The organism is Nonomuraea sp. NPDC004186, assembly GCF_053603495.1.
On record NZ_JBSGFQ010000191.1, the window covers coordinates 1 to 16707 of the forward strand.

Consider the following 16707-nt stretch of genomic DNA (forward strand, 5'->3'; position numbering starts at 1 on the left):
TACGGGCCGCCGTCCTTCTCGTGGGCGGTGATCTCGTCGTACTCGGCCAGCGACAGCGTCGGCGGCTTCTCGCACCAGACCCACGCGCCGGCGTCCAGGCCGGCGATCACCGCCTCCCGGTGCGCCACCGGCGGGGTCGCGACGACGACCAGATCGGGGCTCTCCCGCGCCAGCAGGTCCGCCACATCCGTGTAGCGGCCCGGGATGCCGTGGGATTCGGCCAGCTTGTTCGCGCGGGCGGAGTCGACGTCGCACACGGCCAGGACCCGCACCGCGTCGCCGGCCGCGGCCAGGGCGGGAAGGTGGCTGATTCTCGCGATGCCCCCGGCGCCGACGACGGCGACGCGGACCGGGGACGGAAACGCAGGCATGAACACTCCCTCGGACGACCCAAAAAGTGATCGATCACTTTTCTCGGCCAACTTAGTTTCGATCACGCCGGGGTGTCAACGCCCGCCTTGTCCCCCAGGTGGGCCTTCAGCCGAGGGGTGACGGCGCGACGGACTCGCGGCTGCGTACGGGCATCGGAACCCGGTGCACTTCGCCCACCCGGTCGCCGTCCGCGCGGTCGCGGTCGATCTCGGTGAACAGCACGTCGACGGCCTTGCGACCCAGCTCGTAATGGGGCAGCGCCACGGTGGTCAGCTTGGGGCGCATCCACGAGGCGATGGGATGGTCGTCGAAGGAGACGACGGAGACGTCGGCGGGCACCTTGAGTCCGAAATCGTCGAGCGCCTGGTAGGCGCCCATGGCGATGCGGTCGTTGAAGCAGATCAGCGCGCGCGGCTGGGCGGTGTGCAGGAGGTCGCGGGTCGCGGCGAGGCCGTATTCGGGCTGCCAGTCGGGGCAGGTGCGGGCACCCGCCACCTCGACCCCCACCTCGCCGAGTGCTTCGCGGATGCCGACGAGCCGTTCCACCGCCGCGACGCTCTCGGCGGGCACGTCACGCAGACCCGGACCGGCGCCGATCAGGTAGATGCCGTCGCGGTGGCCGGCCTCGAGCAGGATGCGGGCGGCGCGGCGGCCGGCCTCGACCTCGTCGGGAAGGACGGCGGGCAGGGGAGTGGGCTGTTCGGGCAGCGCGTTGAGCAGCACGGCGGGCGTGGCCGTGATGGTCTTGGGCACCTTGATGGTCCTGGTGAACATCGAGGCCAGGACGAGCCCGTCCACCTGCCGGTCATGCATGGCCTGCAGCAGGAGGCTTTCGAGTTCGGCGTCGCCCTCGGTCTCACCGATGAACAGCATGAAGCCGCGGTCGCGGGCGGTCTCGAGCGCTCCCTTGATCATGTCACCGGCCAGCCGCGAGGTGGCGATGGTGTCGGAGATGAAGCCGATCGTCCGGGTGGTGCCCGTACGCAGGCCGACGGAGACGATGTTGGGCCGGTACTGCAACTCGTCGGCCGCTTTCAGCACCCGCTGCTCGACGTCCTGAGAGATGCGCAGCTCACGGCCGCGGCCGGACAGGACGAGCGAAGCGGTCGTGCGGGAGACGCCGGCAGCCTTGGCCACATCCGCCAAGGTGACCCGTCGTGGGCTCACCCAGGACCTCCGATCGTCAAGAGTGGGTTACGGGGGGTTGACATCGTACGACACGCACCGTGAGACTAACGGGCGCTAACCCGATTTAGCAACGGAGTTCGGGACATCAGCCTGCGCCGATTGTCCCAGGCAGCAGAGGAGATGCACATGGCTCGTCGAGGTCGCTCCGGGGCCGCGCTGGTGATCGCCATGGGGACGCTGGCCGCCGCCTGCGCGGCTCCCGGCAGCAACAGCCCGCAGCCCGCGGCCACCAGCGCGCCGGCCCCGTCCGCGGCGCCCACCTGCGGCACGGCGCCGATCACGATGAACGGCTACTTCGAGACCGGTTTCCCGCTGCCCAAGGCGCTGACCACCGAGTTCACCAAGCAGCACCCGAACGTCACGTGGAACATCCGCGAGGACCAGTTCGCCGTGATCACGCAGAACGCCCCCCGCGTGCTGGCGGACAACCCGCCCGACCTGATGCGCCTGCCCCAGGTCTCCGAGCTGGTCAAGGACAACCTGCTGAAGAACCTCGACGGCTACGCGAAGGTGTTCGGCTGGGACAAGTGGCCGGCTTCCCAGCTTGAGCAGCTGCGCCTCGGCCCGGGCGGGCGGCCGCGCGGCGAGGGCTCGCTGTACGCCCTGGGCCTCAACTCCAGCATGACCGGGATCTTCTACAACAAGAAGCTCGCCGCGAAGATCGGGATGTCCGCGCCGCCCGCCACGCTGGCCGAGCTCGACGCGCTGCTGGACAAGGCCAAGAAGGCGGGCATCACGCCCATCGTGCAGTTCAACGGCGGCGCCACCGGCGGCCTGGCGTTCCCGCTGCAGGACCTCATGGCCTCCTACGGCCCGGCCGCCCCGATCAACGACTGGATCTTCCAGAAGCCCGGCGCCACGATCGACACCCCGTCGAACCTGCAGGCCGTCCAGCACCTGGAACGGTGGATCAAGGCGGGATACTTCGAGAAGGACGTCAACGCGGTCGACTACGCGACGATGATGAGCCGCTTCATCGACGGCCAGGGGCTGTTCATGTTCAACGGCGACTGGGAGTCCGGCAACCTCGACAAGCAGATGCCGGGCGACGTCGGCTTCTCCCTGATGCCGCCGGCGCAGCAGGGCGGCAAGCGGGCCGCCATGTCGGCGCCCCTCACCTTCGGCATCGCCGCGAACGCCAAGAACGCCGACTGCGCCGCCTTCTTCCTCGACTGGGTGGCCACCGACAAGCGGGCCCGCGAGATCGGCGTCGAGGTCGGCGGCTCGCGTCCGATGGGTCCCGCCGACGCGTACATGCCCGAGGTGGCCGCGGACAAGGTCACCGCCGGCACGCTGGCGGCCGGAGCGGACATCTCCAAGGACAACGGCGCGATGGACTTCATCGCCAACGCCACCGGCGCCATCTACGCCAAGAGCTGGACGCCCCAGCTGCAGAAGCTGGTGGCCGGGCAGCAGAAGCCGCAGGAGCTGCTGAAGACGGTCCAGGCCGACTACGCCGGCCAGCTCGAAGGGAACTGACGCAGGTGGTCACCCGTCCTGCCGGCGCCCGATCCCCGCACCGCCGCCCGGTCGCGGCCAGGCTGCGCGACGCGCGCGGCCTGGTCGGCTGGCTGTTCGTCGCGCCGGCGTTCGCCTTCTACGCGGTCTTCGTCCTGCGTCCGATCGCCCTGACGTTCCAGTACTCGCTGTACGAGTGGGACGGCATCGGCCCGTCCACCTGGGTCGGTCTGGCCAACTTCGGGAAGGTCTTCACCGACCCGGACCTGTACGACTCGCTGATCAACGCCGTCAAGCTCATCGTCTTCTTCAGCGCGATCCCGGTCCTGCTGGGCCTGGCCATCGCCGCCACCATCCGGCGCATCGCCCAAAGCCGGCTGGCCCTCGTGGCGCGGACCGTTCTCTTCCTGCCGCAGGTCATCCCGCTGGTGGCCGCCGGCATCGCCTGGAGCTGGCTGCTGGCCTCCACCGGCGTGATCAACCAGCTGCTCTCGCTCGTCGGCCTCGGCGGGATCACCCGCGCCTGGCTGGGCGATTTCTCCACCGCGCTGCCGGCGGTCGGGATGATCGGCGCATGGGTGCTCCTCGGCCTGTGCACGCTGCTGCTCCTGGCCGGCATGAGCAAGATCGACCCGTCCCTGTACGAGGCCGCCCGGCTGGACGGCGCCGGCCCGTGGCGGGAGTTCGTCTCGATCACCGTCCCCAGCCTGCGGCAGGAGATCGCGGTCTGCGTCACCGTGACCGTGATCGCCGCCCTGGCCAGCTTCGACATCATCTACATCTCCACCCAGGGCGGCCCGGGCAACACGACCATGGTGCCCGGCCTGCAGATCTACTACCTGGCCTTCTCCGAACGCGAGGTCGGCATGGCCTCGGCCCTGGCCCTGGTGCTCATGGTCCTCGTGATCGCCTGCGCCCTTCCCATCCAGTGGTTCACCAAGGAGGGCAACCGATGATCACCTCGTGGCGGGAGTCCTGGACCGGCAGGGTGCTGCTCATCGCCATGATGGCGATCACGATCCTGCCGTTCCTCAGCCTGTTCGTCACCGCCCTGCACCCGTCAGGCACCTACCCGGCCGGGCTGGCCTGGCCGGCCGACCCGCAGTGGGGCAACTTCCTCGCCGCCTTCCGGGCCGCGAACATGGGCGAGCTGCTGAAGTCGAGCGTCCTCATCGTGCTCGGCGTGGTCCCGATCTCCATCGTCCTGGCGACGATGGCCGGCTTCGCCATCGGCCACCTGCGCGTCATCGGCGGTCGCGTGATCTTCCTGCTGTTCGTGCTCGGCCTGACCCTGCCCTTCGAGGGCATCATCACGCCGCTGTACTACCAGATCCGCGACATGGGACTGCTCAACACGCGCTGGGCGATCATCCTGCCGCTCATCGGCCTGTTCATGCCGTTCTCCGTCTTCTGGATGCGCGCGCACTTCGTCAACATGCCCGGCGAGCTGTCCGAGAGCGCGCGGATGGACGGGGCCAACGTCTGGCAGTTGTTCCGGCGCATCCACGTCCCTCTGGCCATGCCGGCGATCTCGTCCCTGGGCATCCTGCTGTTCCTGTGGACCTGGAACCAGTTCCTGCTGGCCATCGTCCTGGTCGACGACCCGACCAAGCGCACCATGTCCGGCGCGCTGGGCGCCTTCCAGGGGCAGTGGGGCACCGACATCCCGCTGCTGTGCGCCGGGTCGCTGCTGATCCTGACCCCCACGCTCGTGATCTTCCTCATCTTCCAGCGGCACTTCGTCAAGGCCCTGCTCCAGGGCTCCCTGAAGGGCTGACGGCGATGAACGCGACATCGCGACCCGCACGATGCCGGCGGCCACACCCCAGGAGACCCTCGCGGGCGCCGTGCGACCACTCGGGAATCACCGGAGCGATCGAACCGGCCCACGCCGCCCGGCTCGACCCGCAGGAGCGCAGGCGCGGATGAAAAGGAAGGTTGTCCGCATGCCCACACAAGGGCGACTGAACGCTGCGCCATATCCGACGGGAGCCGCATGAGTGTCGGCCTACCCGCGCGCTGGACGCGGCGGCACCTGGAGCTGCTCGTCGAAGCCGCCGCGACCACGGCACCCGTCTTCGACCCCGCGGCCCTGCCCCGGATCCTGCCGGACCACGACCTGTGGGACCTGTGGCCCGTCCAGGAGGAAGACGGCTCGACCTGCGTGATCGGCGGCCAGGAGCTGTGGATGGCGCTGTCGGCGCCGCTCCTCGCTCACCCCGAGGAGCGCCACGACCAGGCCCGCATCCGCCTGCTCGCCAAGGACGGCGACAGCTGGACGGACCTGGGGCACGCGTTCGCCGACGGCGCCTCGCCGGGCAGCCGGGAATGGTCGGGATCGGCGGTCCGCCGCCCCGACGACACCGTGTCGGTGTTCTACACGGCCGCCGGACGGCGCGGAGAAACGCCTCCGACGTTCCGGCAGCGCGTCGTCGAGGCCCGCCCCGCCTTGGTCGCCGACGGCCGCCGGATCCTGCTGGACCCGGGCGCCGAGCACCGTGAGCTCCTCCGCTCGGACGGCCGCATGTACCTGCCGGCCGAGGAGATCACTGGGGCGCCGGGGCGTATCAGGGCATTTCGCGATCCCGGCTGGTTCCGCGACCCGGCTGACGGGCGCGATTACCTGCTCGTCGCCGCGTCCGTCGCGGAAGGCGACCCTTTCAGCGGTGCGATCGCCCTGGCCGAGACGCGGAACGGCGCCTGGTCCCTGCTGCCGCCTCTCGTCGTGGCCGAGGGCATCAACCATGAGCTGGAACGGCCGCACATCATCGTCCACCGGTCCCGGTACTACCTCTTCTTCTCCACCCAGCGCCACTCCTTCCACCCGGCCGACTCCGCGCCCACCGGGCTCTACGGCTTCGTCTCTCCCAGCCTGACGGGGCCGTACGAGCCGCTCAACGGGTCCGGGCTCGTACTCCGGAATCCCAGCGCCGAACCGGACCAGGCCTACGCCTGGCTGGTGCTGCCGGACCTCCACGTGGTCAGCTTCGCCAACTACCGATCGTCCCCGGGCGTGGATCTCCGATCCGCGCGGGCCGCGCAGGCACGAGCGGCATTCGGCGGAACCATCGCACCGATCCTCAAGCTCACCTTGAACGGGATGGCGACCTCCGTCGTCCCGGCCGAGGCAGGTGTGCGGCACAGCGCTGCCAACCCCTGAGGCGCAAGCGGACGGCCCCCTCGCCGAGGGAGCCGTCAAGTAGGCTCTGGACCATGGGGGTTACCGGTCACACGCCGCCGAACGACACTCCTCCCGGCCGGTCCGCGAGCATCTGGGACGTCGCCCGCGTGGCCGGCGTCTCCCAGCAGACCGTCTCCCGCGTCATCAACGGCAAGACCCGCGTGAGCGAGTCGACCCGGGCCAAGGTGATGCAGGTCATCGCCGAGCTCGGCTACCGCCCCAACCGGCTCGCCCGGACGCTGGCCGGTGGGCCGGCGAGCTCGGTCACCGTGCTGACCTCCGACACCGCCCTGTTCGGCGCGGCGGCCACGCTGCGCGGCATGGAGGAGGCGGCCAGGGCGGCCGGCTTCTCGGTGGGCATCAGCGTGCTGGAGCCGGGCGCGAACGGTACGGACGTCGCCCTGCGCCTCAACCGGCCCCAGGAGCCTGTCATGGTGATCGCCTACGACGACCCCGGCGAGCGGGCGCTCCGCGAGCTGCCGCCGGACGTGCCGGTGACGGCCGCCGTCGAACGTCCCGACGACGGCTCGGGCGACAACCCGTGGCAGCTCTGGCTGGACGACCGGGCCGCGGCGGCGCACGCGACGCGCCACCTGCTGAGCCTGGGGCACCAGACCGTCCACTACATGGCCATCCCGTCCTCCACCAGCGCGCTTCCGCAGCGGACCCGTGGCTGGCAGGACGCGCTGCGGGCCGCCGGCCGCCCCTTGCCCGACCCTCTGCGCGGCGGCTGGACTCCCCGCTCCGGATACCTCGCGGTGCGCTCCCTGCTGGCGGACCGCTCGGTGACCGCCATCCTGTGCGGCAACGACGACCTGGCCCTGGGCGTCATGCGGGCCGCGCGCGAGGCCGGACGGGACATCCCCGGCGATCTCAGCGTGGTCGGCTTCGACGACACGCCGGCGTCGGCCTACCTGCACCCCTCGCTCACCACTGTACGGCTCGACTTCGAGGGTCTCGGCCGAGCGTGCTTCGGCCTGCTGCTGCGCAGGCTGCAGCCGGAGGCCGCACTGTCCCTTCCGACCTGGAACGAGCCGGAGCTCATCGTGCGGGAGAGCAGCGGCCCGCCGCCGGCTACTCCAGGAACGCCGCGACGGTGGACCTGAACCGGGCGGCGTCGTCGAGCCACGGGAAGTGTCCGGCTCGGGCCTGAATGACGAGTTCGGCGTTCGGGAACAGCCCGGCGAACTCGGCCATGGCCGGAGGAGGCGCTCCCAGATCGACCTCTCCGGCGAGCAACAGTACGGGCGATGCGAACCGGGCCAGCGCGGCGCGGGTGGCGTCCGGGTCGAAGGCGCCTTCGGCACCGAAGGCCGTCATGACCTCCGGGTCCTGCCGCTCCGCATCCGCCGCGTGATGGGCCTGCGCCACCTCGTCCCACCGGCCATAGGAGAACGGCGCGACGGCCTGCCAGTCGTCGTTCGTGGCCCGGCCCGCCACGATCGTTTCGAGGGCCGCGTACGCCTCCGGGAACCACGGCTCGTCGTGGCGCAGCCGAGCCGTCTCGCGCCGGAGGTCACCTGAGATCGCGATGCCGACGGCTCGGACGCTCGGGGTGATCAGCGCAAGCCTGCCGACGCGCCGCGGGTGGCGGGCCGCGTACTGCGCGGCCAGATTCGCACCGGCGCAGTGCGCGAGCAGGTCCATCCGGTCCAGGCCCAGGTGCGCGCGCAGGGCCTCCACGTCGGCGACGAGCCGGTCACAGCGGTAGGACGCGGTGTCCTGGGGTTTCGCGGACCGGCCGGTGCCGCGCGGGTCCAGCATGATCAGCTGCCGTTGCGCGGACAGGCCGCCGAGGTCGCCGAGATAGGTGGCGGCCGTCGGCCCGCCGGGCAGGCAGACCACCGGCGCACCGTCCCCGGCCACGTGGTAGCTCAGCTTGGTGCCGTCGTACGAGGTGAAGAACTCCATGCCCCGCAGCCTGAGGGGTGGCGGCGGCGGTGGCTATCGTTTAGCCACAGCTACATGATGGGTGGGACGGATGGCGGTCGAGATCAGGTTCACCGCGGCGTCGGTGGCCAGGGTGCGGTTCGCCGTCTCGCCGCTGGGGGAGACGGTGCTCGCACTCCGGATCCTGCTGGGCACGGGCGGGCACGCGGTGCACCGGCCCTGGGTGCGCGGGGCACGTCCGCTGATCGCGGATGAGCGCGAGCTGCCGCTGCTGCGGGCGCTCGTCGCGGGACCCATGCCGTCGTTCCTGTTCCCGGTGCCGCAGGAGCGGCTGCCGTCGATGGCCAGGGAGCTGGAGCTGCTGCGGGCCACGGAGGAGCTCTTCTTCCGGCGCGAGTACGGAGCGGTGATGGGCATGCCGGCCGAGGAGGCCCCCGAGCCGGCAACGGTGCTGCCGCGGCTGGCGCAGGCGCTCCACCGGTGCCACGAGCTGGTGATCGCTCCGCAGTGGGGCCGGATGCAGGCGGTGCTGGAAGCCGACGTCGCCAGGCGGGCGCTCACCCTGGTGGACGGCGGGGTACAGGCGCTGTTCGCCGAGCTGCACCGGGACATCGCCTGGGACGGCGGCCAGCTGGTGGTGCACGGCCGGCGCACCTCGCATGCCGTCTACACGGTGGACACCGGTGGGCAGGGCCTGGTCCTGCTGCCCAGCGTCTTCAACTGGCCGAACGTGGGCGTCGACAAGTCGCCCGTCGCCGCCGCGTCGATCCGCTATCCGGCGGTGGGCGTCGGCCTGCTCTGGGAGCCGCCCCCGCCGGCGCTGGCGGGCCTGGCCCCGGTGCTGGGGCACACGAGGACGGCGCTGCTCGCCGCCCTGGCCGAACCCCGGACGACCGCGGCCCTGGCCGCCCGCCTGGGCATCACCCCCAGCGCCGTGTCGCAACACCTGGGCGCGCTGCGAGGGGCGGGTCTCGTCTCGACGCAGCGCAAGGGCCGAACCGCGCTTCACCTGCGCACGGAACGGGCGGATCACCTGTTGGGCAGCTCAGCTCCATAAGGCTGCTCGGGACGCGGGCCGCCCTTCACCCAGAAGAGGGAACCCGGTCTGCGGGCCTCGCGACGGATCCTCTTCACCGCGAAGTTGCAGGTCACCTCCTTGATCGTCGCGCCCATGCGGCCGCCGACGTAGAGGTTCACCGCGGTGTCGTCCTTGCGGGCGAGCTGTCGGATGCCGGTGTGCCGGCCGAGGCTGACACACGCGCCCGAGAAGGCCAGGCTGATCACCGCCGGTTCGGTCCCGGCGATGCGGCTCAGCACGGTGTCGGCGGCCTGCGCCCCGAGCGGGCCGGCGGCGTAGCAGCTCATCCGCAGCGGCCGGCCGGACGGCGCGGCGGCGTCGCCGGTCGCCACGATGCGGTCGTCGTCGACGCTGGTCAGCGTCTCGTCGGTGAGCAGCCGGCCGAGCGCGTCGGTGCGCAGCCCGCTCGCGGCCGCCAACCGCGGCACGCCGAAACCGCCCGCCCAGATGGTCAGCGCGCTCGCGCGTACCCCACCGTCGGTGAAGACGACCGCGTCCGGGCGGACCTCGCGCACCATGCCGTCCTCGAGCACCGCGACGCGGTGCCGGGACAGCCACGTGGCCACGGCCCGGCGCGCGGGCGCGCCGAAGGACGGCGCCAGGGCCCGGCCGCACACCAGCGTGACCGCGCGTCCTTGTTCGGCCAGCTCGGCGGCCGTCTCGATGCCGGTCAACCCGCCGCCGACCACGGTGATCGGAGCATCGAGGGGCAACTCCTCCAGCCTGGCACGCAGCCGCTGCGCGGGCTCGTACTCGGCGATGTCGAACGCGAACTCGGCCGCCCCGGGCACCGAGGACGGTATCGCCCCGGTGCTGCCGACGGCGTAGATGACGTAGTCGTAGTCCAGCGCGCCGCCCGACTCCAGCCGCACTGTACGGGTGGTGGTGTCGATGCGTGCGGCGCTGTCGACGACCAACCGGATGCCGTCGCCGAGCAGCGTGCCGTAGTCCACCGTGGCCTCCCTGGTGCCGGCCACGAACTGGTGCAGCCGGACCCGTTCGACGAACTCCGGGCGGGGATTGACCACGGTGATGCCGACGTCGGCGCGTATCCGCAGATGGTTGGCCGCCAGCGTTCCGGCGTAACCGCCGCCGATGACGATGACCTTGGTGAGGGTGGGGTGCGTGGACATGGCGAGGTTTCCCTTCTCGATCTCACCGAACCGACAACACAACCCCTCGGAATGTGAGGCGACGCGCCAACCTCACAGTTCACCGCGCTGTCTTGTCGGACCGGTGAGAGCGGAACGCGACCGAGGGAGCCGGCGACACCATGACCATCCAGTCCGAGCCAGGAGGCGGCCGGCTCGACCCGGGCCTGAGCGCGATCATGAGCGAGCGGCGCCAGCTGATCAATCTGGCGTACCGGCTGCTCGGCTCCCTGGCCGATGCCGAGGACGTCGTCCAGGAGACCTACGCCCGCTGGTACGCCATGACCCGCCAGGAGCAGGACGCCATCGCGGTTCCCGGCGCCTGGTTGACCAAGGTCGCCAGCCGCGTCTGCCTCAACGTGCTCTCCTCGGCACGGGCCCGGCGCGAGACCTACGTGGGCGAATGGATCCCCGAGCCGCTACCCGAACCCACGGAGTGGATCACCGGGCGATCGGACGGCATCACCGTCGACCCGGCCGACCGCGTCGCCCTCGACGAGTCGGTCAACATGGCCTTCCTGGTCGTGCTGGAGTCGATGACCCCGGCCGAGCGCGTCACGTTCATCCTGCACGACGTCTTCCGCTACTCCTTCGCCGAAGTGGCCGAGATCGTCGGCCGTACCCCGGCGGCCTGCCGCCAGCTCGCCTCCTCGGCCCGCCGCCGCATCGGCGCCTCGCAGGCTCCCGCGACGCCGGCGTCCCGGCAGGCCGGCATCGTCAGGAACTTCAAGCAGGCGTGGGAGGCCAAGGACATCAAAGCGCTCATCGACCTCCTCGACCCCGACGCCACCGCCATCGCCGACGGCGGCGGCATCGTCAGCGCCGTGCTGCGCCCGGTCCAAGGCGCGGAGCAGATCGTACGCCCGCTGGTCCATTTCACCGGCAGGCTCCGCAACCTGACGATCCTGGAGCGCACGGTCAACGGCCGGCCCGGCCTGATCGCCCTGGAGGACGGCGCCATCATGGCGGTGATGGCGTTCGACATCGCGGACGACCGGATCAAACGCATCTGGGCGGTACGCAACCCCGACAAGCTCCGGTCGTGGATGACGGGACCTTCAGGAGGGTGTTCCCGGGGACGCCCACTCGCCGGCGATCAGGGCGGCGCGCAGCCGTTCGTACGTCGGAGCCAAGCGGCGCAGGCCGGCCGCGAGCGCCACGTCGTCGCCCGACACGACCGGACCCTGCAGCCCTCCGACGATGCGGGCCTGCACCCCGGCGACGGCCGCGGCCGCGTCGAGACCGAGGGATGACAGGCAGGCGGCCAGGTCGTTGAGGCGCCGGGCGCCCACCCGTACCGCGAACGCCTGCCACAACTGCCTGATCTCGGGATCCAGCCCTTCCTCGATCAGCCGGGCGGTGCGCTCGGCGGCCTCCGCCTGCCCCAGCGTGCCGGGAGGGACCTCCACGTCCGTCCGCCCGGCCAGCCAGGCCGCCCCGGCGGGCAGCGAGCGGCGCAGCGCCTCCTCCGGGGTGACCACCTCCCGCCGGGTGAACCCGTACCGCATCCGGAACGGCCGATTCAGGTAGCGGATCAGCTCCCCGCGCCACGCCTCGGCGAAGGCGTCGGCGTGCAGCGTGGCGTACGGGTAGCCCTCCGGGTCGTGCATGAGCACGGTGTCGCCGTCCACCTCCAGCACCACCACGTAGTGGTCGGCGCCGATCGCCTTGCCCGACCCCGGCTGGAACGACAGCAGACCGAGCTCGAGCGGCCCGGCCAGCACCGGGCCGTCCTGGCACGCCCGGCGCAGCCGGTCGAGCGCCGCCGCGGCCGTTCCCCCGTCCACGCGCTGGCACTCCCAGCCGAGCAGGCCGATCGCGTCGTCGAGCCCGATCTCGGGGTCCCAGCCGAACGGGTCGAACAGCGGAAGGCGCCCGCCGATCAGCTCCATTCCGTAGGGGGAGCCCGTCAGGACCTCGATCACGGCCGGAGGCGGCGCCTCGTCACCGAGGAGCATCGCGAGGGAGTTGGAGTAGCAGTACGGCCCGGAGCCGATATAGGTGACAGACATGGCCATACCGTTCCGCCTCACACGATGTCAGGGTCAAGCCCGGCGGCCACCGGCGCGTTCGCCGAGAGCGAGATCAAGAACCGGCCGGCTCGTTGACGCATCTGTACCGTCATCACGGATCACGCAACCGCGGAAGGACTCTCGATGACGCGTTCACGCCTGTTCGGCGCCGTCATGGCGGCACTGGCGCTCACGGCCGGACTCCTGGCGGCAGGCGGCGTGCCCGCGCAGGCCGCCGTCCCGGCGCGGACCATCAAGATCATGACGTGGAACGTGTGCGGCAACAACGGCGACTGCCAGTACTACGAGGACCCGGACGGGCTGATCGCGGCCGTCAGATGGCACATGCTCGGTCACGGCGCCCCCATGGACGCGGCCATCATCCAGGAGTTCTGCAGCTCCTTCGCCAAGCCGCTCGAACGCGAGCTCGAGGAGCACTACGGCAGCGGATGGGACGTGCGCTTCGCGCCCATCAAGATCAAGCGGGGCGCCGACCCGGCGGCCGCGCCCGACAAGCAGTGCGTCCGCGGCCGCGGCGACTACGGCATCGCGATCGCCGTGCCCGAGGAGAACACCTGGTACGGGATCACGTACCTGCCCTCCGTCGAGGGCACCGAATGGCGGGTGGCCATGTGCGCCACCGTCGAGTCCTGGCAGGTGAAGCTCTGCAACGCGCACTTCAGCAACGGCGGTGAGGACCCCACCGGCAGCATCCGCGCCCAGCAGGTCACGGCCTACCAGGAGTTCGTCTGGCCGTCCCGATTCCGGGTGATCTTCGGCGGGGACCTCAACAGGACACCGCCCGCAAGTGCCGCCTCCGGCGGTCTCACACCTCTCTACAACGCGTTCGTCGAATGCGCGCAGGCCGACCAGTCCTCCCCGCGTACCGGTCCCGGGACGTACTACACGACCACCCCGCACGACAACGACGCGACCGTGAAGCTGGACTACCTGTTCACCCAGCCGGGCATCGCGCACACCTGCGGCGTGCCGGGATCTCCGGTCGCGTCCTCCGATCACCGGCCCATGTGGATGACCGTCAACCTGCCCGCGACGTGAGCCCGGGGCCCTGACTGGGAAGCCGGGTGGGGCGCGAGCAGATGACCGAGTTCCTGTGGGCGGGGCGGGCGCCCTCCAGCATGAGCGCGCCCGCCGAGGCCCGCGCCTCCCGTCGCTGGACCTCGCGGCGTGACCGTTACGGCCGCACGCTGTCGGGGAAACCGGTCCAGCGCAGGCCGGGCGGGAGGTGGCTCATGTCGTTGAACATCACGATCGTGGGCGGCAGGCCGTCGCGGTACTCGATGACCGTCAGCGCGGTGTTGGCGCTGTTCAGCCCGAGCCACCGGGACGGCGGCGCGTCCAGCGCGTGCCGGACCAGCCACGCGATCGGGTAGGCGTGCGTCACCAGGACCTCGTGGGTGTCGGGCCGGGGCCCGTGGTCGGGGACCTTCGCGAACCGGGCGACCAGGGCCTCGGCGAGCCTGTGGCCGGAGGCCGCCTCGGCCTCGTCGTAGCCGTCGAAGAAGCCCGCCCAGGACCGGGGCGTTTCGGCCGCGCCGGGAACGTAGGGCACGTGGTCGATGAGCTCGGCGGCCTCGGTCACGGGGACGTCCGGCAGATGCCGGGCGAGTTCGTGCGCGCTCGCCGTGGCGCGCGGCAGCGGGGAGTGCCACACGGCGTCGACCGGGATGCCGGCGAGCCGTTCGCCCAGCAGGCTCGCCTGCCGGTGCCCGACGTCGGTGAGCTTCCCGAACGCGTCGGCCGCGCCGTGGCGTGCCAGGTAGAGGTGTCGCGTTGCCATGAGTGGTGAGGGCGCGGTGCCCGTACGGGCCCGTTTCCCCGTCTCCTTTCGATGAGGTGAACGGTCACGCGTTCGTGGCCGTGACGGCGCCGGTGCTGCCGTCGATGGTGACGACGGTGCCGTCGTGGAGCCTGCCCGTCGCGTCCGGGACGCCGAGGACGGCGGGGATGCCGAGCTCGCGGGCGACGATCGCGGCGTGCGAGAGCACGCCCCCGGTCTCGGTGACGACGCCTGCGGCGATGCGCAGCAGCGGCGTCCACGCCGGGTCGGTGAAGGGGCAGACGAGGATGTCGCCCGGGTGGACGCGCGCGAAGTCGCCGGGACCCCGGACGATCCTCGCGGTGCCGGTCACGGTCCCGCGGCTGCCCGGCGTTCCGGTGAGGGTGCCGGCCGGGGTGTCCGAGGTGCCGGAAGGCGGTGGGGGAGCGGCGGTGACCGGCCGTGCCTGCAGGACCCAGATGCGGCCGTCGGCGATCGCCCACTCGATGTCCTGCGGTCCACCGCGTAGGGCGGCGATCTCTTTGCCCAGCCGGGCGAGTCGCGTGGCGGTCGCGTCGTCGATCGCCGGCCGGTCCCGGGCTGGGGCGGGCACGTCGCTGACGACGAGCTGCCGGCCGCGCCGGTCAAGGCGGGTCCGTTTGTCGGCGATGGTACGGGTGACCGACCCGTCCTCGGCGACGCGGTAGGCGTCGGGGGTGACCGTGCCCCCGACGACGCTGGGGCCGAGGCCCCAGGACGCCTCGATCTCGGTCGCGCCGTACGGGTCCGCGGGGGTGAACATGACCCCGGACACCTCGGCATCCAGATGGCGCTGGACGATGACGGCCATCGCCAGATCGTCCGACGGCCGGTCGTCGCGGCGGTCGTCACGGCGGTCGTCACGGCGGTTGTCGCGCCGGTTGTCGCGCCGGTAGTCGATGGCTCGTGGCGAGAAGAGCGAGGCCCAGCAGGCACGTACGGCATCGGCGACCTCGCCGGCCCCGCGCACGGCGAGGAAGCTCTCGTGCTGGCCGGCCGCCGAGGCCTGGCCGGTGTCCTCGTTCGCCGCCGACGATCTCACCGCCACGGGCGGATCGCCGAGCCCGTCGAGCGCGCGTCCCAGCGCGTCGATCACGGAGGCTTGGACCGGGCGGGCCTCGATCGCCGGCCGCATCGCGTCAGGATCGTCCGGCCCGCCGAGGTCCAGGTCGCGGACGGTGGCGAGGTAAGCGTCGTACGAGACGACGAAGCCGTCAGGAACCGGCAGACCCGCGCGGAGCAACGCGCCGAGCGCGCCTGCCTTGCCCCCGCACGTGCCGGAGACAGCCTCCACCAAGGGTACGATCACCCGTTCCACCCTTCAACGAATTATTGACAACGTTTCGTTGATTCTGCATCATAAGTCGCATGGCACGCAAGGACGACATCGCTCACACCGGGGACGCCGACCACGTCCAGGCCCGACGTGAGCAGGACGCGAGTGAGCGTCTTCTGAGCTTGGGCGCGGACGCGCTCGACGCCCGCCCGTGGCGGCCCCCGCCCGCCCCGCCGTCGGCGGTCGACCTCGTGCAGTTCGCCGTCTGGCGGCACGCCGACCTGGACCCGGAGGACGTCCTGAGCGCGCTCGCCCTCCTGCCCGCCGCGCGCGCCGAGATCGAAGGACTCGAGTCCGGCCTGCTGTTCATGGCCCGGAGCGCGGGGCTGACCTGGGCGCAGATGGCGCACGCGATGGGGTTCAACTCGCCGCAGGCGTGCCAGCAGCACTACAACCGCCTGACGGCCCGGCAGGAGGACGGCTCGTGACGCGGGACTCCTCGCCCGGCCTCCTGGCCCTGCACTCCGTGCGCATCACCGGGTACGCGGACACCCCGGTGATCGCTCGCCGGTACGGGCTCGACGCGGCCGAGACAAAAGAGATGCTGTACGACGCCGAGGCGCGTGGCTGGGTTCAGCACACCGCCTTCGCGGGCTCCGGAGGCTGGTCATTGACGGAAGCGGGCCGGGCCGAGAACGAGCGCCAGCTCGCGGCCGAGCTCGCCGGCGTCGGCGGCGCCGACGAGGTTCATGACGTCTACCGCGAGTTCCTCCCGCTGAACGCCCTCCTGCTGCGGGCCTGCACCGACTGGCAGCTCAGGCCCACCGCCGGCGATCGGCTCGCCCCCAACGATCACTCCGATTTCGCCTGGGACGCCCGGATCCTCTACGAGCTCGGCGGCATCGACCGCGCACTCGCGCCGCTCGCGGACCGGCTCGGGAGCGTCCTGACCCGGTTCCGCGGATACGACACCCGGTTCACCGCGGCCCTGGCGCGCGCCCGAGCCGGGGAGGGCGCCTGGGTCGACCGCACCGACGTCGACTCCTGCCATCGGGTCTGGTTCGAGCTCCACGAAGATCTCATCGCCACGCTCGGCATCGACCGGGGCGCGGAAGCCTGACACGCCGGCGCTCCGCGGGCCGGTGGCCGACCCTGACACGGCGGCTCGGCCACTCGCTCCGCGGGCGGGTGGCCGACCCTGACACGGCGGCTCGGCCACTCGCTCCGCGGGCGGGTGGCCGACTCGGACATGCAGGCTCGGCCGCTCGCTCCGCGGGCGGGT

16 protein-coding genes and 1 pseudogene are annotated in these 16707 nt (G+C 71.6%); 10 read left to right on the forward strand and 7 right to left on the reverse strand.

Translation table 11 applies throughout. The features are described 5' to 3' along the window. Together ACWEPL_RS61810 and ACWEPL_RS61815 are read right to left on the reverse strand one after the other, a co-directional pair. Nucleotides 1-371, reverse strand: a 371-nt coding sequence (locus tag ACWEPL_RS61810; protein ID WP_452442253.1) for a Gfo/Idh/MocA family protein, incomplete at its 3' end; no start/stop codon positions are given. Between the two features lie 106 nt (nt 372-477). After that, entirely contained in the window at nt 478-1509 is a 1032-nt protein-coding gene (locus ACWEPL_RS61815; RefSeq protein ID WP_452442254.1) for a LacI family DNA-binding transcriptional regulator, read from the reverse strand. 177 nt (nt 1510-1686) lie between these two features. Between ACWEPL_RS61815 and ACWEPL_RS61820 the strand changes: the two genes are divergently transcribed. The 5 genes from ACWEPL_RS61820 to ACWEPL_RS61840 all read left to right on the forward strand — a co-directional run bounded on the left by ACWEPL_RS61820 (nt 1687) and on the right by ACWEPL_RS61840 (nt 7305). Then, complete coding sequence (locus tag ACWEPL_RS61820; RefSeq protein WP_452442255.1) at nt 1687-3039, forward strand: ABC transporter substrate-binding protein; 1353 nt, start codon at nt 1687-1689, stop codon at nt 3037-3039. Between the two features lie 5 nt (nt 3040-3044). Beyond that, nucleotides 3045-3974, forward strand: a complete 930-nt coding sequence (locus ACWEPL_RS61825; protein WP_452442256.1) for a carbohydrate ABC transporter permease — start codon at nt 3045-3047, stop codon at nt 3972-3974. After that, nucleotides 3971-4795 carry a carbohydrate ABC transporter permease gene (locus ACWEPL_RS61830; protein ID WP_350739560.1) on the forward strand — a complete coding sequence of 275 codons (825 nt, stop codon included), beginning with the start codon at nt 3971-3973 and terminating at the stop codon, nt 4793-4795. The genes ACWEPL_RS61825 and ACWEPL_RS61830 overlap by 4 nt, the downstream gene beginning before the upstream one ends. A gap of 219 nt (nt 4796-5014) precedes the next feature. Next, a complete protein-coding gene (locus ACWEPL_RS61835) occupies nt 5015-6178 on the forward strand; it encodes a glycoside hydrolase family 68 protein (RefSeq protein WP_452442257.1) in 1164 nt (387 codons plus the stop codon). Nucleotides 6179-6231: 53 nt separating this feature from the next. Then, nucleotides 6232-7305, forward strand: a complete 1074-nt coding sequence (locus ACWEPL_RS61840; protein WP_363972886.1) for a LacI family DNA-binding transcriptional regulator — start codon at nt 6232-6234, stop codon at nt 7303-7305. Here ACWEPL_RS61840 and ACWEPL_RS61845 read toward each other — a convergent pair. Continuing rightward, complete coding sequence (locus ACWEPL_RS61845; RefSeq protein ID WP_452442258.1) at nt 7274-8110, reverse strand: alpha/beta fold hydrolase; 837 nt, start codon at nt 8108-8110, stop codon at nt 7274-7276. The genes ACWEPL_RS61840 and ACWEPL_RS61845 overlap by 32 nt on opposite strands. A 70-nt stretch (nt 8111-8180) precedes the next feature. Between ACWEPL_RS61845 and ACWEPL_RS61850 the strand changes: the two genes are divergently transcribed. Further along, the gene (locus ACWEPL_RS61850) at nt 8181-9146 is read left to right on the forward strand and encodes an ArsR/SmtB family transcription factor (RefSeq protein ID WP_363972880.1); all 966 of its coding nucleotides are present in this window, start codon (nt 8181-8183) and stop codon (nt 9144-9146) included. Here ACWEPL_RS61850 and ACWEPL_RS61855 read toward each other — a convergent pair. Beyond that, nucleotides 9119-10300 carry an NAD(P)/FAD-dependent oxidoreductase gene (locus tag ACWEPL_RS61855; RefSeq protein ID WP_452442259.1) on the reverse strand — a complete coding sequence of 394 codons (1182 nt, stop codon included), beginning with the start codon at nt 10298-10300 and terminating at the stop codon, nt 9119-9121. The two genes, ACWEPL_RS61850 and ACWEPL_RS61855, sit on opposite strands and share 28 nt — an antisense overlap. A 197-nt stretch (nt 10301-10497) precedes the next feature. Between ACWEPL_RS61855 and sigJ the strand changes: the two are divergent. Then, nucleotides 10498-11349, forward strand: a pseudogene (gene sigJ, locus ACWEPL_RS61860) (RNA polymerase sigma factor SigJ); the annotation flags it as partial. A gap of 27 nt (nt 11350-11376) precedes the next feature. Here sigJ and ACWEPL_RS61865 read toward each other — a convergent pair. Beyond that, nucleotides 11377-12330, reverse strand: a complete 954-nt coding sequence (locus ACWEPL_RS61865; RefSeq protein ID WP_363972874.1) for a cysteine peptidase family C39 domain-containing protein — start codon at nt 12328-12330, stop codon at nt 11377-11379. Between the two features lie 144 nt (nt 12331-12474). On the opposite strand from ACWEPL_RS61865, the gene ACWEPL_RS61870 reads away from it, so the two are divergent. Continuing rightward, complete coding sequence (locus tag ACWEPL_RS61870) at nt 12475-13389, forward strand: endonuclease/exonuclease/phosphatase family protein (RefSeq protein WP_452442260.1); 915 nt, start codon at nt 12475-12477, stop codon at nt 13387-13389. A 136-nt stretch (nt 13390-13525) separates the two neighbouring features. On the opposite strand, the gene ACWEPL_RS61875 is transcribed toward ACWEPL_RS61870, so the two are convergent. Further along, nucleotides 13526-14131, reverse strand: a complete 606-nt coding sequence (locus tag ACWEPL_RS61875) for a histidine phosphatase family protein (RefSeq protein WP_363972868.1) — start codon at nt 14129-14131, stop codon at nt 13526-13528. Between the two features lie 64 nt (nt 14132-14195). Continuing rightward, on the reverse strand, nt 14196-15458 hold the full coding sequence (locus tag ACWEPL_RS61880; RefSeq protein ID WP_452442261.1) for a PEP/pyruvate-binding domain-containing protein: 1263 nt from the start codon (nt 15456-15458) through the stop codon (nt 14196-14198). A gap of 59 nt (nt 15459-15517) precedes the next feature. On the opposite strand from ACWEPL_RS61880, the gene ACWEPL_RS61885 reads away from it, so the two are divergent. Together ACWEPL_RS61885 and ACWEPL_RS61890 are read left to right on the forward strand one after the other, a co-directional pair. Further along, on the forward strand, nt 15518-15913 hold the full coding sequence (locus ACWEPL_RS61885) for a DNA-binding protein (protein WP_452442262.1): 396 nt from the start codon (nt 15518-15520) through the stop codon (nt 15911-15913). Continuing rightward, complete coding sequence (locus ACWEPL_RS61890) at nt 15910-16545, forward strand: transcriptional regulator (protein WP_452442263.1); 636 nt, start codon at nt 15910-15912, stop codon at nt 16543-16545. Before ACWEPL_RS61885 ends, ACWEPL_RS61890 begins: the two co-directional genes overlap by 4 nt. The last annotated feature ends 162 nt before the right edge of the window (nt 16546-16707 follow it).